The following is a 19,421-nucleotide window of genomic DNA, read 5'->3' as shown; positions in this document are numbered from 1 at the left end:
GGGGAAGCCACCGGACGCTTCCAGCCACCCGCGCCCTCTACGCCATCAGCGCCGGGGCAACCGCGAGATGGTGGGAGCGGCAGAGGGCCACAGCGCCCCTGCCGCGGAGCACGTCGAAGCGTTGCGGGCCCACACCACCGGTCGCGACAACCTCCTGGCCCGCAGCATCAACCGCAGTTCATCCCCGCTCCTCTGATTCTTCTGGAGTCACCCGCATGCCGATATCCGTACACGCGCTCGCGCACCGGCCGTTGACCGCGGCTGTGGTCGCTGAGTTCCTTGCCCTGCCGACCGCGTCCGTCCCGGACACCGACGACGCGATGGCTGCCGAGATGGAGCGGCGCGGATGGAGCTGGGAACACGAGCTGGTCTGCGACTCCGTCAGGACCGGATGCGGGCACGTCGTGTGCACCGACGACTATGACCCGTTCGGTCGCCCTGACGCCCGGCGCTTCCTCGTCTTCGCCGAGTTGTATCCCGTCGATCCAGAGGACGACGACATGGACAACGGCCCTTGGCTGTACGGCATCATGGACAACTGGCAGCAGCTGCCCGGCTGGAGTGGCCGCCGTCCGTGCACCGACGAGGACTGCGAGGCCGTTCTCACCGAAGCGGCACAATCGGTGGCCGAACACCTCGGGTCGGCCCCGGAGAGGACGCTGCTGTCCTCCGCAGCCGTTGTCACCGGCCCACCCCTGACCCACCGAATCTGGCGCACTCCCACCCACGCCGTGGTTCTCGGGCCGGCTGCCGACAACGGCCCCTACGCCTATCTCACCCACTTGCAGCTGTCCCTCACACCGCTTGCCTGCGGCCCTGACCTCCCGCCCGCTGACGACGAGGACGGCCTGACCGCTTGGATCAGGACCCACGTCGACTGGTGACTTCTCTCTTTCGCGAAGGTGGCAGCACCGTGCTGGTGGCGTGAGGTCCGTCCCGAGTGCCCGGAGCGGTGGGCTGGGACACCGGGTCAGGTGCGATACCAGGCATGGACGAGACGCCGGCGACCTCCTGCTGGCAGCGGTGCTGTGGGGCAGCGAGTTCGACCGGCCGGCGGGCGCTTGCTTTCGCCGTTCGGGAGTGTGTACCGGATGTGGTTGCTGCCGAGTGTATGGACCCGTTCGCGAGGGCGGTGATCTACTGCGTGCCATGACGATCGTGACGAAGGTTCAGCCCGGCCGTGTCATCGAGGAGACCGCCCGGCTCCTGACCGAGCACTACGTCTTCCCTGAGACAGCCGGGCAACTCGCCGAGCTGCTGCGACGACGTCATGCCGAGGGCGCCTACGCCGTTCACGGCGCCGAGGAGCTCGCTCGTGTGGTCACCGCGGACCTGCAGTCCGTCAATGGCGACCGGCATCTGAGCCTGCAGTACCACGCCGGTCAGGTGCCTGAGAAGCAGGGAGCGGCGGTCCTGAAGTCCATCCGCGGGGACTTCGACACCTCGCTCGGCGGAGTGCCTCGGGTCGAGCTCCTCGACGGAGGGGTCGTCGTACTGGAGCTGGCACCGATGCTGTTTCCGCTGGAGTGGTCAGCCGAACCCCTGGCCGCCGCACTCGCCTTGACCTCCCGTGCCCGGGCACTGATCGTGGACGTCCGGGCCAACCGGGGCGGCGACCCGGACGCGGTCGCCTTCGTCTGCAGCCATCTGCTGGACAAGCGCACCCATCTCAACTCCATGTACTGGCGCGACGGCGAACGCACTGAGCAGTCCTGGAGCCAGCCGCACGTCCCCGGTGCCCGCTTCGGCGGCAGCAAGCCGGTGTATGTGCTGACCAGCAACTACACCTTCTCCGCTGCCGAGGAGCTGGCATACGACCTCCAGCAGCTCGGGCGCGCGGTGGTCGTCGGTGAGCGTACCCGTGGCGGCGCGCATCCTCGGGAGGGCTGGACGGTGCACCCGCATCTGGAGGCCTCGATCCCCATAGGCCGTGCCATCAACCCCGTCTCCGGCACGAACTGGGAGGGCACCGGTGTGCAGCCGGACGTCTCCTGCGATTCTTCTGCCGCACTCGATCGCGCGCACACTCTGGCCCGCGCCCAGCTGACAGACTGAGCCCTCCGGCAGGGCCGACGGAGTCCAGATGACGGACCCGGAGCGCTTCTCCAACGGACCTGGAGCGCTTCTCCATGGGGCTTCCGGAGTGGGCGATCGTCTCCACCGCAGTGCGTGCCGAAGCCGTCTCGTCCAGGGAGCCGGACCGGCACCACGAGACGAGCCACGGACGAGGGGTGTACCCGCGGTGCATCCGTGACGGGCCCGCACGGTCGTAGCGTCGGGGCTACCGGAACATGGATCGCGTGTTCCTGAAGCCGACGCAGAAGAGGGTGCGGTAATGAGCCGGATCCTGGTGACAGGTTCCACCGACGGGCTCGGCCGTGCGGCAGCGGATGCGCTGCTGTCCCGCGGCCACCAGGTGGTGGTACACGCCCGGAGCCGTCAACGGGCGGAGGTCCTGGACGGCTTGGTGGCCCGCGGCGCTGAGCTGGTGGTGGCCGACTTCACCGACCGCGACGCCGTACGACGCATGGCCACCGCCCTGAAGGAGGCCGCACCGCTCGACGGGGTCATCCACAACGCCGGCGTGTGGAGCGGACCGGCCGTCATGCCGGTCAACGTCATCGCCCCGTACCTGCTCACGGCCCTGACGCCCACGCCCGGCCGGTTGGTGTATCTGAGCAGCGGCTCCCACTTCAGCGGCCGACCCGCCCTCGACAGAGTCGACTGGCTGGGGCGGAGCCCGGGATCGTACGCGGACAGCAAGCTGTTCGTGACCGCCCTGGCGGCCGCGGTGGCGCGGCTGCGGCCCGGCACGTCGAGCAATGCCGTGGACCCGGGCTGGGTACCGACGAAGATGGGCGGCCCGAGTGCGCCCGACGATCTGGAACTCGGTCATCAGACCCAGGAATGGCTCGCTGCCAGTGATGACCCTCAGGCGAGGGCCACAGGTGGTTACTGGTACCACCGGCAGCGGCAGCAGCCCCATGCGGCCGTGCACGACAAGGCGTTCCAGGATCGTCTCCTGCGGGTGCTCGCCGAGGAGACCGGCGCCGAGATCGAGGTGGGTCCTTGATCAGTCGGTGGCGGGGGCGGCTGCGTACTCCTCGTCGGTGACGGGGGTCAGCCAGTGCACGACGTCGTGGTCGGCGTCCGCTTCGTTGATGGCCAGGTGGACCATGAGACGGTTCGGCGCGGCGCCGTGCCAGTGCTCCTCGTCGGCCTCGAACAGGACGCGGTCACCGGGCCGGATGACCTCGATGGGGCCCCCGCGGCGCCGGCACAGGCCGACGCCCTCGGTCACGAAAACGGTCTGGCTCAGCGGGTGACGGTGCCAGTGGGTGCGGGCGCCGGGCATGAAGTGCACGAGGTTGGCGCTGACGCGCGAGGGCTCCGGGGCCGCGGCGACGGCGTCGATGTAGACGTCGCCGGTGAACCAGTCCGCGGGGCCCTTGGCGGTGTTGATCGAGCTTCGGGTGATCTGCAAGGTGTGTCTCCTCTTTCTGGAGGTGGATGAGGCTCAGGGCTTGAGGAGGGTCTTGACGGCGCGGCGTTCATCCATCGCCCTGTAGCCCTCGGCGACCTGGTCCAGCGGGAGGGTGAGGTCGAAGACCTTGCCCGGATCGATCGCACCGGTCAGGACGCGCTCGATGAGGTCGGGCAGATAGCGGCGCACCGGGGCGGGGCCGCCGCGCAGGCCGACGTGGGAGAAGAACAGTTCCTGTCCGTCGACGGCGACCTCGTGCGGGACACCGACGAAGCCCACGTTGCCGCCGGGGCGTGCGGAGCGCAGCGCCTGGCTCATGGCCAGGGCGGTGCCCACGCACTCCAGGACGGAGTCGGCGCCGATCCCGCCGGTCATCTCCTTGATCCGGGCCACGCCGTCCTCGCCACGCTCGGTGACGATGTCGGTCGCACCGAATGCACGCGCCAGCTTCTGCCGGGAGGCGTGGCGTGACATGGCGATGATCCGCTCGGCGCCCATCGCCTTGGCCGCGATCACGGCGCACAGGCCGACCGCGCCATCACCGACCACGACCACGGTGGAGCCGGGCTTCACCTCGGCCGCGTCCGCGGCCCACCAGCCGGTGCCCATGACGTCCGAGACGGCCAGCAGGCCGGGCCAGAACTTCTCGTCCGGCACCCCGTCCGTGGCGACCAGGGTGCCCTGGGCGTTGGGGATGCGAACGTAGTCGGCCTGGCAGGTCGACATGAACTCACGGTTCAGACAGTTCGACGGGAAGCCGTTGCGCAGTGGGCGCAGGTGTTGTCCGAGGTCGCGAACGAACCGACGACGAACTGGCCCGGCCTGACCGCACTGACCTCGGATCCGACCTCCTCGACAAAGCCGACGTACTCGTGGCCCATGGGGTGGGCCTGCTCGGTCGGCTCCGCGCCGCGATAGGGCCACAGGTCCGAGCCGCACACGCAGGTGACGGCAGTGCGAATGATCGCATCGGTCGGCTTGAGGATCTTCGGGTCGTCGAGGGTCTCGAAACGGATGTCGCCGGGGGCGTGGATCACTGCTCCGCGCATCAGATTGGTTCCTTACATGCCGTAATCACAGGGGCGTGGTCCGGGCGGCAGTCCGGCCGCCGCGGGCCAGGGCAGGCAGTCGCCGGCGCAGACACGAGAACGTACTGCTGCGGTTACCGGCGGTGCTGCCCCTGAGGGCGCACCCGCCGCTCGGGGGCTGCCTGCTCTCAAGGAAACCGCCCTTTCGCGTACGCAGCGAGTTACCAGTGAGAGGTGTACTGCCAGTGCATCCCTCTCATACCGGTCACGCCGTAACGTGAAGGGCATGGACAACCGTGAGGAAGTCCGCGAGTTCCTCACCTCGCGGCGAGCGAAGATCAGCCCCGAGCAGGCCGGGCTGCCCACCGGCGCCCGCCGACGCGTCCCCGGACTGCGCCGCAGCGAGGTCGCGGCTCTGGCGGACATGAGCGTCGAGTACTACGCCAAACTGGAGCGCGGCAATCTCGCCGGCGTGTCACCCGCCGTCCTCGAAGCCGTCGCCCGCGTCCTGCAGCTCGACGATGCCGAGCGCGCTCACCTGCTGAACCTGGCCCACGCCGCCGACGGCACCGACGTCCTCACCCGCCCCCGGCGCCGCACCAAGGGCCGAGAGCAGGTCCACCGCAGCCTTCAGTGGACGCTCGACGCCATCACGGCCGGGCCAGCAGTGGTGTGCAACGGCCGACTGGACATCCTCGCCTCGAACCCACTCGCCCGCGCCTTCTACACCGACCTGTTCGCGAACCCGGCCAATCAGCAGAACCTCGCCCGCTTCCAGTTCCTCGACCCCGCCTCACGCCGCTTCTACCCGGACTGGGACCTGTTCGCCGACATGGCCGTCGCCAACCTCCACGCCCAGGCCGGCCGCAACCCCTACGACAAGGACCTGCATGACCTTGTCGGCGAGCTGTCCACCCGGGTGGAGGAGTTCAGCACCCGCTGGGGCGCCCACAACGTCCGCCGCCACGGCACCGGCACGAAACGGTTCCAGCATTCCGCCATCGGCGAGCTCATCCTCGCCTACGAAACCCTGGACCTGTCCGCCGACCTCGGCCTCCACATGACCATCTACACCGCCGAACCCGGCTCACCCTCCGAGGAAGGCCTGCGGCTGCTCGCCTCGCTCGCCGCCACCGAGGACAACTCCCCGACTGTGCGGGACTCCGCCGGCCCGAATTCCGGATCCGCGCCTTCGCCGAGTCCGGGCACGTGACGGAACTGCTGCACGACGGCCGCGAGCACCGCGGATCTGGGCACATCAAAGGATCGCTGCTACTTGGAGCAACTACGTGCGGGCACGTGGGACACGGCTTCGGGCGTGGACGATCGCATGGTGGTCAGAGCTCTCAGTCCGCCGAGGCGAAACGCGGGACCGCCGACGCGTCCCGTGAGCCAGGCCTGCGGCGGCCCGTGGTGGAGTTCAGGTGCCCTGCGCTGCCGTGACGTTCTCGAAGAGGGTGGAGATGACTGCCTCGGAGGCGGTCTCCTGCCGCCCCGCCGCAGCAAAGGGAGCCTCGAGGTCAGGAATGATCGGCGTGTGAGAGGCTCTGCCCTCAGGCGCGCTGTGGGGACGGCGCGGTGGGGGAGAGGAAGCATGTCGATCGATCCTGCGGATTTCGCAGCCCGCCTGCGCGCGGAGCAGAACGCTCCAGGCCGTGAGGAAACGCTCAGGCGGGAGCGGGCAACCCGACGTCGCAGGGCGATACTCGGGGCGGCACGATGACGTACGAGGTCACACCGTCGGGCGAGCTATCGGTGCAGGCCGACTACACCCTCGTCCACGCGCTGGTGAAGACGGGCGGTGCCAAGCAGATCAACCCACATGGCCTTGAGGTCGCCAGGGTGGTCGTCCACCGGCAGCTCGACACCCTCGTCCGTGACGGAAAGCTGCACCCGCAGACACACACGACGGCGATAATCAACGACGATTGCACCGCACCTGCCGACGGATTCATCCATCCGCTCTTCTACGAGGACCTGAAGAAGACCAAGAAATGGGCGTCAGTCGACCCCTACGCCGAGAAGCACATCACCGCTGCGGCTCCAGGCGCATGCGTGCGCCCGACCCGGGCCTGACACTCAGAACCTCTCACGGAATGACCCTCAAGGCCTCGTTGGGGTTGGACGGTGTCCAGCGGCCGCGTGCGAGGATGCTGCCGTGCTGGATGAGATCGACGCCGTGGACTGGGGCTCTGTACCGGGCCATCCCGACTGGTACGAACCGGAGCGTGTTGCCCGTGGTCTTCGTGCCCTTTTCGAGGCCGCGAACTTGGTGCAGGCGGCCGAAGCCGGTTCGCAGCTCGGCGGCGGTGGAATTGTTCATGGGCACAGCGGCGCGGTGTTCCCAGCGGCTGTGATGGCGACCCCACTTCTCCTGGACATCGCCCAGCGGGGTCACCCGGCGGCACAGGACACCGCGTTGGGGCTGCTTGATGAGGCTCTGTCGTGCCATCCGCATGCCGGGTACACGAGGGTGGCGGTTCCTGGCGGCACCGCGGTGCCCATCTGCTGTGCCATCGCCCACCATCTGCGAGATCGCACCGACCTCCTTGCCGGGCTGGGCAAAAGGGGCAAGGCCTTACTGGCCGACGCGGCATCCCACTGGAGCTTCGAGATCGGCGAGTGTGTCGCCGAAAACAATGACACAGCAGCCTTCGGTATCTTGGCCGGCTGTCTCCCCGGCGGCGTGCACGCTGCGGAAATGCATCTTGCTGGCGACATCACCATGCTGCGCGAACTCACCCTTGAGTACCCACCCGCGGACGGCTCTCGGGAAGCATGCTTGCGGGTGATCGCACGTCACCCGGGCGAACTACCGCCAGGTGCCTTGCTGTTTCCGGCGTCGTGTGGGGATCGCGTGCACTGACGGGCTCCCGTACATCACGGATCATCTCCTGCAGGTACCGGCCACGGTCGTGCTGCGGCAAGACGCCTCCAGCAGATGAGCGCGTATCCGGGGGTGAGGAAGGCTTCGTGGATGTCGTCTGGGAAGGGAAGGAATCGACGGGCTTCCGGAGAACAGGGGGCGCGGAGTTGAGTCAGAGGGTCGTCTTCCTGTGAAAAGACTATCGCGGAAGACGGACTACGAGCGGAGGCGCGACGCCTTCCCGCAGGCCGAGGATCTCAAGGTGCCGCGTTGGTCGCTGCGCACAAGGGCCTCACTCGCAGGCGCCGCGTTCGTGACCCTGCTTCTGTTCACCTTCTGGACCTCCGTCCAGGTGGTCTTCCTGCGACAGGAGTAGTGGACCAGCGGCGGCTCATCGTGAGCGGCGCGTGGTGCTGTCTGGTGCTGTGGGCATTTATGGGGGCGCCACGGGGCCAGCTTGTGCGACGCTGCTGGCCGATGCGTCGTGACCGGTTCGCGGCGTACTACCGCCGGCTCCCGGCGCACCCGGTCGAGGGGCCGTCAGCACAGAGAAGCGTGACCTGCTGGACCTGGCGCAGCGAGTACGAGCCAAGGACGAGGAGACGCGGATGGACAGCGGAGGCGGGTTCTGATGACGGAGATGCGGGGGAGTCGGAGCGACCAGGGCACGTCTGAGAAGCAGCGCACACCGCGGCGCAGTGTCCGCACCTGGCGGGTCAGGCGCCGTTTCCGGCACGGGGAGCGGCCGGAGGCCCGGCCTTGGCCGGACGTGCACGAGGACGTCGCGTACCTAACCCGGGAGTTGGGCCGCTGGCACCCCGACACCCTCGCCGTCCGCTCGATGGTCTTGACCTGGCTCCTCCACGAAGAGCGGCACCCCGAGATCCTGCGGCTGGCCGAGGCGGAAGTGGCTGAACGAATCGCGGAGTTCGGGGCCGACGCCCCCGATACCCTGGGGTGTCGATCGTCACTCGCTTGGTGCCGCCGCAGGGTCGGTGACCTGGACGGCGCCGTCGCCGAAGCGCGGGCAGGAGTGGACGACTCCGCCAGGGTGCTGGGCCCCGACCACGTCAGCACCCACCGCTGGCGGGCGAGCCTGGCCCAGTTCCTCGCCGAGAACGGCGAAGCGGCCGAGGGAGTGCGCCTGCTGCAAGTCTTGTATGCCGAGTCCCAGGCCCTGGGCCGGCAGCGGAGGGACCAGACGCGGTCCATACGCACGGACCTGGTCCGTGCGCTGGAGTTGAACGGCGACTTCCAGGAGGCCCTGGACCTCCTGGAGGAGGAAATCGAAGCCGAGCGGGGAACGCTCTACGGCATCGACGAGAACCTTGGTGACTACACGATGAAGCATCTGGAGGAGGTGCGCACCCGGCTGGTCGCCGAGGTGGCCCTGGAGGGCTGGAAGCGGCGGAGGGAGCACGAGAGGAGCGAGGACGCTCCCGGCCCGTGACAGTTGTGGACCGGAGACCTGCAGAGGACATCTGCGTGCATGTCGACTGCACTACCACTGCGGCTGGAAGGCGCACCCTGCGCAGTGCAGGATCGCGGCTGGTCCGCGGGGTGAAGCTTCCCCTTGATCGTGGACACCTGGAGGCTGTGATCTTGAGGTTCCAGAGGAAGTAGCACCTGGTGGGAAGCAAGTACACGAAGCGGTACACCGAGAAGTTCAAGTGGGACGCGATCGCACTCGTCGATTCCTCGGGCAAGACGGTCACCGCTGTTGCCCGGGAGCTCGGCATCAGTTCCGAGTCCCTGCGTGGCTGGTACCGACGGGCGAAGGCGGACCGGGGGCGACGGCGCGTCCGGTGGGCTGACCAGCGCCGAGCGCGAGGAGCTGAAGGCGGTGCGCAAGGAGGTGCGCGAACAGCAGCAGACGATCGAGATTCTGAAAGAAAGCGACGGCCTTCTTCGTGAAGGAGAACGCCCGGTGAGCGAGCTGTACCGGTTGATCCATGCGGAGAAGGCGACCTATCCGATCGTCTTGCTGTGCCGGGTGCTGGAGGTCGCCCCGCGTTGCCCGCGTGATGCGTGAGCACTCCATCCGCGGCGTCAGCCGGCGCAAGAGGCGAAGGCAGCTTGTCGTCGGGTCCGCGCCGTCTCAGTCGGCGGCCGGGAACAGGGGTGGGCGTGGCCAGCCCTTCGACGTGTGTCACGATCTCCCCAACCTGTGGGGGGTGTTGCTGAATGGCGCAGGACATTGCGCTGCGGCCGGTGGTGGATCCGGACCTCGATGACGCGGAGCGCGCGTTGCTGGAAAATTCCGCCGACGGGCTCTTCCCGGCCACGTTGCCGCTGCCCGAGGAGCCGGGGCTGGGCGGCCGCACCAAGGCGGACATCTGGACGGCCCTGGGGGTCTCCGCGGTGTGCGCGCTACTGCCGGTGACCATCCTGTGGACGCTGATCGGCGTGTGGCTTGGCCTGGCCGTCGGACTCGCGGCGCAGGCGGGGCTGATCTGGGTCGGGGTTCAGTTCGGGCCCACGACGTTCATCCTGACCGTCGTGGGCGTGCACCTGCTGGCCTGGCTGCTGATCGTCGTCCTCGGCTGCGGGACCGACGAGCGGCAGCGGGTGGCCCGGCTGCGCCACGGCCGCTACTACCTGGCCGAGGACTTCGGCGACGACTCCCTGCGCGAGCTGCTGGGCCACTCGCCGCTGCGCCGGATGGAGCGCGCCCAGGCCGCCGTGACTGCGGTACTCCAGTCGCAGGTCGACCGGGAGGGGCTGCTGGACGACATCGCCAACGACGTAACACTGCCGGCCCAGCAGTACGAGATCGCCCAGCGCCTGGCCGAGCTGACCCGGCTGGCGCGGAAGGTGCGCACCGCTGCCGGGGACGCCTCCGGCTCGCGGGTGGAGGAGGTGCTGCGGACGCAGCGGCAGGCGCTGCGGTTGTCGTCGAGCGCGCTGGAGGAGCGGGTGGAGGCGCTGGAGCGGTACGCCGAGAACACCCGCGCGGCGGACGCGGCTTACCGCGAGTGGGAGGCCGTAAGAGAGCTGGAGCAACTTGGCGAGGACATGCACGAGCTGGTCGTGAACACGGTGCGGGACGAGCTGGCCGTCGCCGAGATCGAAGGGCTCGCCGACCGGTCCCGGCTCCAGGACCTGCACCGGATGCTGGACGAGGCACGGGAGGCGGGGTTGCTGGCCACGCGGTTCGCCGACGAGCCGGCCGACCGCCGGTCCGGCGACAGCGGCCGGGCGTGAGGGGGAGGACGACATGACGCAGACATCCCAGCCGAGACGCGAGTTCCACTCCGGCCGCGGCAAGAAGACCTTCGACCGGATCCCGGGCGGGTTCTACCTGGTCGGCGCCCTGGTGATCCTCTTCGAGGTGGTCATGCTCGGCGCGGTGGGTCTGGCCCTGGCCGTCGGCGACCCGAGCGACGACGATGCATCCCCGGACAAGGAATCCCGGCGGGTCGAGGTCACCTACATCGCGACGGGCGACCACCCCTCGGTGAACCTCACCGTCGGGGAGGCGAACGGCAACCACGAGCCCCACGGGGTCGTCATCCTGCCGTACCGCAAGACCGTCGAGCTGGCGGCGGGCGCCGACTTCTATCTGGACGTCAGCAGCCGCGAGGACCAGGAAGGGGGCACTCTCACGTGTACCGTGCTGGTCGGCGGCAAGGTGGTCCAGCAGGAGCACAGCACGCCGGACTCCTCGTCCGCCACCTGCGCGGGCAGCACCGCGGATGCCCCGCAGCGGGGCATCCCCGTGCCCACTCTCACCCCCGGCGCCTCCCCGCTGCCCGAGGAGCGGCGGCTCACCGGGACCGTCGAGGTGCCCGACTACCCGGGCGAGGGCTCGCCGGTCATCGGCACCGTCACGGACTCCTCCCTGGAGTACGCGGAGATGGGCGGCACGTGGGACCGGAGCAAGACGCTGGATCCGGTCTTCGACGGCTTCACCCGCAAGCAGGAGGGGCGCCAGCGCGCACTCGTGAAGTCCACGCAGGTCGACGAGGACATCATGGCCGCGGCCGGCGGCACCGGGGAGCTGCGGGGCGTGGCGGGCGCGGTGATGGACGAGCGGCGGCGCTACGAGTACCCCCGCGACCAGGCGATCCTGGTCGACGTCGCCTCGCAGCCACTGAAGGTCGACGGACATGACGCCTGGCTGCTGGTCAGCGAGATCCACTTCCACAAGCGCGGGGTGCCCTCAACGATGGACCTGAACGCGGTCCTCGTGGTCGACACCGGGCGGGTCCGCCCCTCGGTGCTGTGGGTCGTACTGCCGGAGACGAACAAGAAGCTCTGGCCGGACCTCAACACTCTGGTCGCATCCGTCCAGGTCCGCTGACCTGCATCGGTACGGGCCGGGCCCGGGCGCGCGACGCGTCCCGGGCCCGGCCCGTAGAGCGCGACGCAGGCCGGGCACGGCATCGAGTCGGCGGCGACCAGGTCGACGAGCGTGCCCGACGTACGGGTGCGGTGCCAGACGATCGTGCAGTAGCCCGAGCGGAGCCAGTGCTCCACGTGCTCGTACGTGGTGGCTGTGGCTGGCCGTCCGGAGAGGTGTGCGACGTTCAGACGCAGCACCTCGCGGTCGCGCCGGGTGGGGACTGCCGCGGGGATGTCGGGACGCTGCGGGCCGAACCCGGCGTGCTCGGACCGGTGGCCTTCGACCCCACGGTCTCCCGGCTCGTCGACGTCCTCGCCGCCGTGCTGGAGTTCCAGCGCGTGGCTTTGTTCATGAGAGGGGTTCTGGCTCACTTTCCGTGAAGCGTGCACCCTGAGTGACGTTTGCGCTGGGTGCGGCGGCCCACCACGGCTCCTGTCTGCGTCTTCCTGCCGCCGTGCCCAACGCCGGCAGGCGACCTGGCTTGTGGCACGTCTCGGGACGCGTGCGATCATGCTGTTTGCCGACGGGCAAGGAGGGGTGATGGCCGGCGTATGGGTGACGGTGTGTCTTCCGGGCGAGGCCGCAGGCGACATCGAAGGGGCGCTCGGAGAGGCTCTCGCGCCTTTCTACCTGGATACGGATGACAACCCCGTCGACCGCGGCATGTGGGACACACGCCATATTCGTGGCGGCAGCGACGGCATGGGCTTCGCGGTCGCCCCTGGATACCGGGGCGACCCCAGACTCATCCATGATGACCCTGGATACGACGGTTCGCCCCGCCCCAGCGCCCCGGGCGTCTGCGCCGGAGGACCGCGTGCCCTGCTCGATTTCTCGCAGCCGCACCTCGGCTCCGAGCGCGCGGTTGCCGCTTCCTGGGACCTGTGGCACAGCCTGTCCGCCCTCCATCCTCCGGCCGTTCGCCTCGCGGTCTTCGTCGACCGCTGGTGGAACGATCCGGACGCATTCCCTGGTGACCGGTGGGGAGACGAGATGCTCTCCGCCTATCGGGCCCAGCCGCTGATCGGGGCCTACCTCGACCACCCCTTCAGTCTCAACATGGGGTATCTCGGGTTCGTGGGCCCTGCCGATCCCCAGGAGCACCCGGTGGTCGGCTACGACGGGACCCGTGCCGAGTACATCCGTGAACTCACTGCGTCACACCCGCCGAACACGGACGTGCTCACGTTGGACGGTTGGTGGTTGGAGGGCGGCATCAACGCCGTCCACGCCTCCTGCGATCCTGGCTCTTGCCCTCACGCCCCTCCGAAGCCCACCGCATGGCGAGGCAGCGAGGCGTACCTCGCGGACCTTCCCGGGGACACAATCCTCGTCCGGCTCCACTGCCACGCCTGATGTCACTCACGGTGCACGCTTCACGGAAAGTGAGCCAGACCCTGAGAATGGACAGCATTGTTCACCACTCCGGGGCAGCAAGAGCGCCGGAGGATTCGAACGGCGCAGCAGCCGAACTTGCTCTTCGGCAGCTACGACGGCACCCAGTTCGAGATGACTCTGCCGTGACTCAGGCAGGTTGAGTTGGCGGGACCTGCCACCGCCCTGAGTGCCCGGGCGGCAGCTCCATGTCGCGCCGGATCGCCGTGTAGTACTTCTCCCGAGCCGCTCGCTGCTTCCCCATCTGGTCCGACCACGCGTCTGCGGTGCAGCCAGGAGTGTGCAGGAGATGCTCGACCTCCATCACGGTGAGCGCCCATCCGTGTGCAGCCTCTGCGACCTCCGGAGAGCCGAGTATCAGCAGCCCTTCGCCGGCCGCGGACCGTGTGTCGGCGGCGTCGACCAGGAGGGGAGTTACCTCTGTGAGCGGGAGGGGGTGTGGATAGGCGTCGAGACCAAGATGCGCTGCCACGCGGCGATGGAGAGTAACGGTCTTCTTCAGCGTGAGCGCGTAGTCGGTGTAGGCCGCGAGCTGCCGCTCCTGCCATCGGGCTGCGTGCTCGCGACGGAACCTGGCCCGATCGCCGCGCATGACGACCACGTACGAGCCGAAGGCTCCGATCAGCACCCCAAGCAGGGCGGGGAGTTGCTTTATGAAGTCTGACATCGCCGCATGGTAGTGGGCCGAAGGTGTCACGGTGGCTACCGTCCCGACTCTTGCCCCGTGCTCCAGACTGACCAGCGAGAGGAAGCACCCATCATTTGCGAAGAATCAAACAGATTCTTCGTACCTCCTCCGGAGGTGATGATCATCTGCTGTCCGTTCTCATGAACAAAGCCAAGCGCGACATGATCAGCGAGAGTACCTATGAAGGCGTCGCCGCCACCGAACCCTCCGGCAAGACCCTCGGCCGCCCCGCCCCGCTCGACCTGGACGAGGCCGCCGACGTCGTCGAGGCGTACAGCGAAGGCGCCGCCGCCCCCGGCCGGACCATCCGCCGAGGCCAGGGCCGTCAGCCTGGCAGTCGTGGGGCCAGTTCAGAGATCGGCTGGGGGCGTGGGAGCCGGCTCAGGCGGCCGACTCCCATGCTTCGCGCAGCTGCGGCAGCGGGGTCAGGCCTGCGTCTGCCGGGCGGGAAGGGTGTGCGACAAGAGGAACTCGGTTGCCCCGGCGATGGCCTCGGCGGAGGAGGCGTGGACGGCTTCGGACTCCTTCTCCTGCTGGTCCGCGGCGGTGGCGGTGAACCACCAGGCGTCGGCATCCGGGTCATGGTGGATGACGGCGGCGCCGCCCGCGTACTGAAGGGGGACGGACTTGCCGGCAGCCTTCTTGGCCACTGCGTGCGGCCACTTGAGGCGGGCCGACTGGCGTTTGATGCCGCCCCAGGCCGCGCCCAGCTGCGCGTAGTTGGCTCCGCTACGGCCGGCGACGGTGGCGGCGCTCTCGGCCAGTCGGTCGACGGAGAGTTTGGCTTCGTACAGCGACCTCAGCATGGCCAGCTGCACATCGGGAGCGGCCATGAGCCCGGTGTCGAAGGGCTTGTCGGCGGCGCGATAGGCCAGAGCTCGGGTCGAGATCCCCTTGGCCAGCTCCCGGACCGCCTCCAGGACCTTGTCGTCCATGGCGAACGAGTCGCCCTCGGTGGGCTCAGACCAGGCGGGCTCCGCCAGAGTCATCACGGTGGTCCAGAAGTTCTCGTCGTTCCTGTCAGGGGTCGGGATCACATCGTTCATGCGACAAGATTACCTGTCGCCATCTTGAGTGACAAGAAGAACTGTCGATGATGGTTGCGGGACGCTCGGGTGGGTGCCCTGGCGGCGGCGACCCGCCTTGGCGCGAACCTCGGCGAGGCCGCGGAGCGGCGTGCTGGTCCGGCCTCGGGGGGCATCGGGACAGCGGTTGGCACTGAGAACGATCTTGTTCAGGGGCTGAGCGTGCTGACCCGGTTCTCGTACTCTCGGCGGGCTTTGCCCTGGTCCGGCTTCGCGGGGAGGCCGTGGCCGCCGTCGAGCGGCTGGCGGTGGATGAGGAGCTGGCGGTACGTAGGGGATGGTGCTGACGCGCAGGATGTAGCCCTGGTGGCGCCGTACCGGCGTTCCCTGGTCGAGCGCGGCGGCCTCCGGATCGGTGGTGCGGAGGTGGTCGGCGACCTTGCCCGGCATGTCGAGCGTGACCAGCGGATGTGCGGGCGCGTCCCCCTCGATGGCGGCGTGGTTGGGCAGGAGGTCGGCGACGGCGGTTCGGATCGCGCCGCGGCTGACCCGGTGGTTGCGGGCGGGGCCGCGATCGAGCGGCCTTCGAGGTGCGCGGTGCGTACGTCGGCGGCCGTCGCGGACTCTCGCACCGCGGGCTGCTGCTTGCTGGTCGTTGAGGGTGCCTTCAGTTAGGGGACCGAGTCTCACGCCTCTTCGGGCAGGTAGGTGGCCATGGCCCGCAGGCCCGCCAGCACCTCGTCGGCGGTGGGTGCGGACTCGGGGTCGGTGAGATGCTGCATCATCAGGCCGCTGACGAGGGCGAGCTGCACGGAGCCGACGGTGCGGATCGTCGCTTCGGGGAGCTCGGTCTCGGCGGTTCCGGTGACTTCTCGCGCCATGCCACTGCGTCCCTGCCGCAGCCCGGCGGCCACTTGCTCGCGTAGCTCCGGATCGCGCTGCGCTCGCAGGACTGTCTCCAGATTGGCGAGCCAGAAGGTCTTGTTGTTGACCGAGAACGCCTCGATCAGGCGACGCCACAACGCGTCAAGGTCGGCAGCGCCCGTCGAGGGCCCCAACGCCTGGTCTCCCGAGTCGAGAGCCTTGAAGAGTGCCTGGTTGAGCAGCGCCTCCTTCGAGCCGAAGTGATAGCTTCTTTGACCGTCGGGAGCGGATCGGTTGCAGTGTTCACCGCCGAGTCGCCCCGGAGCAGTTCAAGCGCGCCGCCCATCTTGTTGTCCGCGACGGTGGCGAGCGGGCGGCGCCCTTGTCGACCCGCTCGGCGAGGGCGCAGGCACTGCAGGCCGTCCCCAGAGGTGATCGCCGGACTCACGGCTCGCTCTGCTCGCTCCGGGAGGCAGCAGTCGCTGAACGGCTCCTGCCCGGGCGGGCCGGCTGCGCAGGAGGGCTGCGCAGGCTGGGGAAACAGGGACCGGGCCTGCTCGGGGTCCGGTGCGACGAAGACTCCCTCGGCCGCCGCCAGGACTGTTGAGAGGTCTTCCCTGGTGGTGATCGAGCCGGTCACGTATATCTTGCGACCCTCAGTGCCCGTGACATGGCGACCAAGCGGCGGGCCTGGGCGGGAAGGCCGTGGTCGGCACCCGCGCGGCTCCCTGTACGTCGTGGACGTCCTCTGCGACCGCGACGGCGGCAAGCGCCCCGAGATGATCGTTGCCGACACCGGGGCCTGCAGCGGCATGGTGTTAGGGCTGGTGGCCTTGGCCGGGTTCGCCTGCGCCTCGCAGTTCGGGGACCTGCCGGGCCGGTAGGTGTGGCGGGTCGGCCGCATGGCCGATGATGGCGCGTTCCGTGATGCAGCTTGCGGCTGGATCGATGTGGGTTTGGATCGAGTGTCACCGGGAGGTCGTTCTGCGGGTGGTCGGTTCCATCCGTACGGGAGTTGTCCGTGTCTGCGGCGTCATCGGGGTGCTTTCCCGGGGTGGGCGGCCCATCCTGCTGGGCGACGCGATCACGCAGTACGGGTGGGTCGTGATGGCTCTGCGCATCCTGCGTTTCACCGAGGAGCCCGGCTGTCGGCGGCAGACCAAGGTGCAGGCCGGCCTCCGGGATGGCCGCTGCGCGTTCGCCCGGAAGATCTTCCGCGGGTGGGCGGGGCAGCTTAGGCAGTGTTGCCAGGTGCGGCATGGAGGACCTGATCGGGGTGCTCGGCCTGGTCCTCGACGCGCTCGTGTTGTTCAACGCCCGTTATACGGAAGCCGTTTTCGCCCGGCTGTGCGCCGACGATTTCGAGGTGCGTGAGGAGGGCATTGCTCGGCTGTTCCCGTTCGTGTGCCACCACATCAATGTGCTGGGCCGGTGTTCTTTCCGGCTTCCCGGCCGGCCTGGTGGATTGCGTCTTCTGCGTGCTCCGGGCATCGGCGAGGGTTGGGTCCCGTGCCACGTTCGCCGGTCGGCCGGCGAACGTGGCCGACTCGGCGGCAGGCTGATGCTGTGGGCAGTGGTGTGTTTGAAGCCTGTCGGGTCAGGGGGCGGTGGTGTGTTCGAAGTCTGTCGGGTCAGGTGCTGAGTGCGTGTCCGGTCGTCGAGTCGACGTGCTCTGGGATTTCGTCGTGGCGATCGCCCACGGTGGGTGTTCCGGTGGGCTCGAACATGAGGATTGCGGCGCCGGTTGGAGCGTACGGCTTGTGCTCTGTGCCTCGGGGGACGGTGAACACCGCCCCTTGTGGGAGCAGGACCGTGCGCTCCCCGTCGGGCTCGCGCAGGGAGATGTGCAGCTCGCCGTCGAGGACCAGGAAGAACTCGTCGGTGTCTTCGTGTACGTGCCAGATGTGTTCGCCCTCGACCTTGGCGATACGAACGTCGTAGTCGTTGACGTGCGTGACGATGCGGGGGCTCCACAAGGCGTCGAAGGAGGCCAGAGCCTTGGTGAGGGTGATGGGTTCGCTGCTCATGTGTTCATCCTGAGCAGTTTTGCTTGGCTGCTGTGAGTGCTAGGAATTGCACATGACGAAAGAATCCTCGCACAGAGGTCGCGCGGCGGGCGTGCACCGTGTCGTCGTGATCGTGGATGAGAACTCAAACCCCTTCGAGCTGGGCTGCGCGACGGAGGTTTTCGGTCTGCGCCGGCCGGAGATCGGCCGTGATCTCTATGACTTCAGGCTCTGTTCGCCCGAGCCCAGCACACTGATGCGGGACGGATTCTTCACGCTCACGGGAGTCGCCGACCTGGAAGCGGCCGACGCGGCGGACACCTTGATCGTTCCTAACCGGCCGGACACCGATGTGCCCCGCCGTCCTGCTGTGCTCGACGCCGTTCGCCGGGCACACGCGCGCGGTGCGCGTCTGGTCGGCTTCTGCAGTGGTGCCTTCACCTTGGCCGAGGCCGGAGTCCTGGACGGGCGGCGGGCTACCGCGCACTGGCAGTGGGCGGATTCGTTCCGGGCCCGCTTCCCTTCTGTCCGGCTCGAGGCGGATGTGCTGTTCGTGGATGACGGGGACATCCTCACTGCTGCGGGCAGTGCGGCTGCGCTCGATCTTGGGCTGCATCTGGTCCGCTGTGACTATGGTGCGGAGGTCGCTAATTCTGTGAGCCGACGGCTGGTTTTCGCGGCGCACCGGGATGGTGGGCAGCGGCAGTTCGTGGAGCGTCCCGTGCCCGATCTGCCGGACGAGTCCTTGGCGCCTGTCCTGGCCTGGGCCCAGGGGCGGCTGGACTCACCGCTGCCCGTGGCCGGCCTTGCGGCGCGTGCGGCGGTGAGTCCGGCGACGTTGCATCGCCGCTTCCAGGCGCAACTGGGCACGACGCCGCTGGCGTGGCTGACGGGGGAACGGCTTGCTCTGGCCTGCCGGTTGATCGAGCGAGGTGAGTCCCGGTTCGGGGTGGTCGCGCGGCGCAGTGGGCTGGGCACCGCTGCCAATCTGCGCGCGCTGATGCGCCGCGAGTTTGGCATCACACCATCGGCGTACGAGCGCCGGTTCGGGCCGGAGGCGGACTGAAGGCGAGCATCGCTGCCAACGAACCATGTGTGCTTCATTGTCTGCTGTCGCCAGGGGCGAGGAGGCTTGTCGGCTCCGAGACCGCCTCGGGAGAGGACTTGACGGAGCGGCGGACGTTCTCCGGCTTCTCGTGCCGGGACTGCGCCGTCGGCATCAGCGGGGAGGCGCCCTGCCCGCCGAGGTGGGTCAGGGCGGAGTGACGGTACTTGTGCAGGTCCCAGCCGGTCCCGGGGCGGGGTACGGCGGTGTGCTCGTCCGGCACAGCGGGGGCCTGGCCGTACAGGAGAGGGGCCAGGCCGGTGTCCGGGCACATGTCACGCGGTGAAACGACCTTGCTGGGCCGGGGCCGGGGCGGTGGTGGGTGACGAACACGCGGCCGCGCGGCAGCCGGGGCAGGAGCCGCGCGGTGCCGGGGTCCCCGGCGTGGAAGTCGGTGCCGACGACGATCCGAGCTGGTCGGCGCGGCCGGTGGCCTCGACGGTGGTAGACCGTCGTGGGGCGGGTCGCTCGCAGTTGTGGAACTCCGGAGTTGTCGAGGGTGATGTCAGCCGGATCAGGATGCTGGAGCGCCAGATGTTCGGCCGCGCAGGTTTCGAACTCCTTCGTAAGCGCGTCCTTCTCTGGGCATTGATCCTGGGCGCCGTCGGCGCCGGT

At 68.8% G+C, this 19,421-nt stretch carries 20 protein-coding genes and 4 pseudogenes; 17 read left to right on the top strand and 7 right to left on the bottom strand.

What is annotated here, in order from left to right; genetic code table 11:
* Positions 1–215 precede the first annotated feature (215 nt).
* The 3 genes from AMK10_RS38100 to AMK10_RS20675 all read left to right on the top strand — a co-directional run bounded on the left by AMK10_RS38100 (position 216) and on the right by AMK10_RS20675 (position 3,073).
* Positions 216–884, top strand: a complete 669-nt coding sequence (locus tag AMK10_RS38100) for a hypothetical protein (RefSeq protein ID WP_241839615.1) — start codon at positions 216–218, stop codon at positions 882–884.
* Positions 885–1,149: 265 nt separating this feature from the next.
* Positions 1,150–2,055 carry a S41 family peptidase gene (locus tag AMK10_RS20680; protein WP_073749392.1) on the top strand — a complete coding sequence of 302 codons (906 nt, stop codon included), beginning with the start codon at positions 1,150–1,152 and terminating at the stop codon, positions 2,053–2,055.
* 280 nt (positions 2,056–2,335) lie between these two features.
* On the top strand, positions 2,336–3,073 hold the full coding sequence (locus tag AMK10_RS20675) for an SDR family NAD(P)-dependent oxidoreductase (RefSeq protein WP_073749391.1): 738 nt from the start codon (positions 2,336–2,338) through the stop codon (positions 3,071–3,073).
* On the opposite strand, the gene AMK10_RS20670 is transcribed toward AMK10_RS20675, so the two are convergent.
* Together AMK10_RS20670 and AMK10_RS20665 are read right to left on the bottom strand one after the other, a co-directional pair.
* On the bottom strand, positions 3,074–3,484 hold the full coding sequence (locus AMK10_RS20670) for a (R)-mandelonitrile lyase (RefSeq protein WP_073749390.1): 411 nt from the start codon (positions 3,482–3,484) through the stop codon (positions 3,074–3,076).
* 33 nt (positions 3,485–3,517) lie between these two features.
* Positions 3,518–4,533 (bottom strand): annotated as a pseudogene (locus AMK10_RS20665) (zinc-dependent alcohol dehydrogenase family protein).
* A gap of 265 nt (positions 4,534–4,798) precedes the next feature.
* On the opposite strand from AMK10_RS20665, the gene AMK10_RS20660 reads away from it, so the two are divergent.
* From AMK10_RS20660 to AMK10_RS20615, 11 genes and pseudogenes are all read left to right on the top strand, one after another.
* Positions 4,799–5,725 carry a helix-turn-helix transcriptional regulator gene (locus AMK10_RS20660; protein WP_073749389.1) on the top strand — a complete coding sequence of 309 codons (927 nt, stop codon included), beginning with the start codon at positions 4,799–4,801 and terminating at the stop codon, positions 5,723–5,725.
* A gap of 506 nt (positions 5,726–6,231) precedes the next feature.
* Positions 6,232–6,588: a hypothetical protein gene (locus AMK10_RS20655; protein ID WP_143194973.1), complete on the top strand. Its 357-nt coding sequence runs from the start codon at positions 6,232–6,234 to the stop codon at positions 6,586–6,588.
* A gap of 82 nt (positions 6,589–6,670) precedes the next feature.
* Positions 6,671–7,378 carry a hypothetical protein gene (locus tag AMK10_RS20650; protein WP_073749387.1) on the top strand — a complete coding sequence of 236 codons (708 nt, stop codon included), beginning with the start codon at positions 6,671–6,673 and terminating at the stop codon, positions 7,376–7,378.
* A 190-nt stretch (positions 7,379–7,568) separates the two neighbouring features.
* Positions 7,569–7,754 carry a hypothetical protein gene (locus AMK10_RS20645; RefSeq protein ID WP_073749386.1) on the top strand — a complete coding sequence of 62 codons (186 nt, stop codon included), beginning with the start codon at positions 7,569–7,571 and terminating at the stop codon, positions 7,752–7,754.
* Positions 7,755–8,225: 471 nt separating this feature from the next.
* Complete coding sequence (locus AMK10_RS20640) at positions 8,226–8,828, top strand: hypothetical protein (protein ID WP_158070889.1); 603 nt, start codon at positions 8,226–8,228, stop codon at positions 8,826–8,828.
* A 179-nt stretch (positions 8,829–9,007) separates the two neighbouring features.
* Positions 9,008–9,115, top strand: a pseudogene (locus AMK10_RS38710) (transposase); the annotation flags it as partial.
* Between the two features lie 19 nt (positions 9,116–9,134).
* The gene (locus AMK10_RS38095) at positions 9,135–9,410 is read left to right on the top strand and encodes a hypothetical protein (protein ID WP_241839614.1); all 276 of its coding nucleotides are present in this window, start codon (positions 9,135–9,137) and stop codon (positions 9,408–9,410) included.
* A gap of 152 nt (positions 9,411–9,562) precedes the next feature.
* Complete coding sequence (locus AMK10_RS20630) at positions 9,563–10,582, top strand: hypothetical protein (RefSeq protein WP_073749383.1); 1,020 nt, start codon at positions 9,563–9,565, stop codon at positions 10,580–10,582.
* Between the two features lie 13 nt (positions 10,583–10,595).
* Positions 10,596–11,681: a hypothetical protein gene (locus tag AMK10_RS20625; protein WP_073749382.1), complete on the top strand. Its 1,086-nt coding sequence runs from the start codon at positions 10,596–10,598 to the stop codon at positions 11,679–11,681.
* A 215-nt stretch (positions 11,682–11,896) separates the two neighbouring features.
* Entirely contained in the window at positions 11,897–12,103 is a 207-nt protein-coding gene (locus AMK10_RS38525; RefSeq protein ID WP_073749381.1) for a hypothetical protein, read from the top strand.
* Between the two features lie 160 nt (positions 12,104–12,263).
* Positions 12,264–13,079 carry a hypothetical protein gene (locus tag AMK10_RS20615; protein ID WP_073749380.1) on the top strand — a complete coding sequence of 272 codons (816 nt, stop codon included), beginning with the start codon at positions 12,264–12,266 and terminating at the stop codon, positions 13,077–13,079.
* 169 nt (positions 13,080–13,248) lie between these two features.
* Here the strand turns inward: AMK10_RS20615 and AMK10_RS20610 are convergent, their stop codons facing one another.
* From AMK10_RS20610 to AMK10_RS20595, 3 genes are all read right to left on the bottom strand, one after another.
* Complete coding sequence (locus AMK10_RS20610; RefSeq protein WP_073750113.1) at positions 13,249–13,785, bottom strand: hypothetical protein; 537 nt, start codon at positions 13,783–13,785, stop codon at positions 13,249–13,251.
* A gap of 446 nt (positions 13,786–14,231) precedes the next feature.
* Positions 14,232–14,852, bottom strand: coding sequence for a hypothetical protein (locus tag AMK10_RS20605; protein ID WP_073749379.1), 621 nt, complete (start codon positions 14,850–14,852; stop codon positions 14,232–14,234).
* A 665-nt stretch (positions 14,853–15,517) separates the two neighbouring features.
* Complete coding sequence (locus AMK10_RS20595) at positions 15,518–15,889, bottom strand: TetR family transcriptional regulator C-terminal domain-containing protein (RefSeq protein WP_274535351.1); 372 nt, start codon at positions 15,887–15,889, stop codon at positions 15,518–15,520.
* 481 nt (positions 15,890–16,370) lie between these two features.
* Between AMK10_RS20595 and AMK10_RS38705 the strand changes: the two are divergent.
* Positions 16,371–17,175: pseudogene (locus tag AMK10_RS38705) on the top strand (Tn3 family transposase); the annotation flags it as partial.
* 151 nt (positions 17,176–17,326) lie between these two features.
* Here AMK10_RS38705 and AMK10_RS20580 read toward each other — a convergent pair.
* Positions 17,327–17,722 (bottom strand): cupin domain-containing protein, encoded by a 396-nt coding sequence (locus tag AMK10_RS20580; RefSeq protein WP_073749376.1) that lies wholly within the window; start codon positions 17,720–17,722, stop codon positions 17,327–17,329.
* 52 nt (positions 17,723–17,774) lie between these two features.
* On the opposite strand from AMK10_RS20580, the gene AMK10_RS20575 reads away from it, so the two are divergent.
* Positions 17,775–18,767, top strand: coding sequence for a GlxA family transcriptional regulator (locus tag AMK10_RS20575; RefSeq protein ID WP_073749375.1), 993 nt, complete (start codon positions 17,775–17,777; stop codon positions 18,765–18,767).
* Positions 18,768–18,801: 34 nt separating this feature from the next.
* On the opposite strand, the pseudogene AMK10_RS20570 reads toward AMK10_RS20575, so the two are convergent.
* Positions 18,802–19,184, bottom strand: a pseudogene (locus AMK10_RS20570) (site-specific integrase); the annotation flags it as partial.
* Here AMK10_RS20570 and AMK10_RS38085 point away from each other — a divergent pair.
* The coding region (locus AMK10_RS38085; RefSeq protein ID WP_443333124.1) for a hypothetical protein at positions 19,125–19,421 on the top strand (297 nt) is incomplete at its 3' end. The pseudogene AMK10_RS20570 and the gene AMK10_RS38085 sit on opposite strands and share 60 nt — an antisense overlap.

Origin of the sequence: Streptomyces sp. CB02058 (assembly GCF_001905505.1) — a bacterium.
Classification (GTDB): Bacteria; Actinomycetota; Actinomycetes; order Streptomycetales; family Streptomycetaceae; genus Streptomyces.
This window is presented reverse-complemented; position numbering and strand designations above follow the sequence as displayed.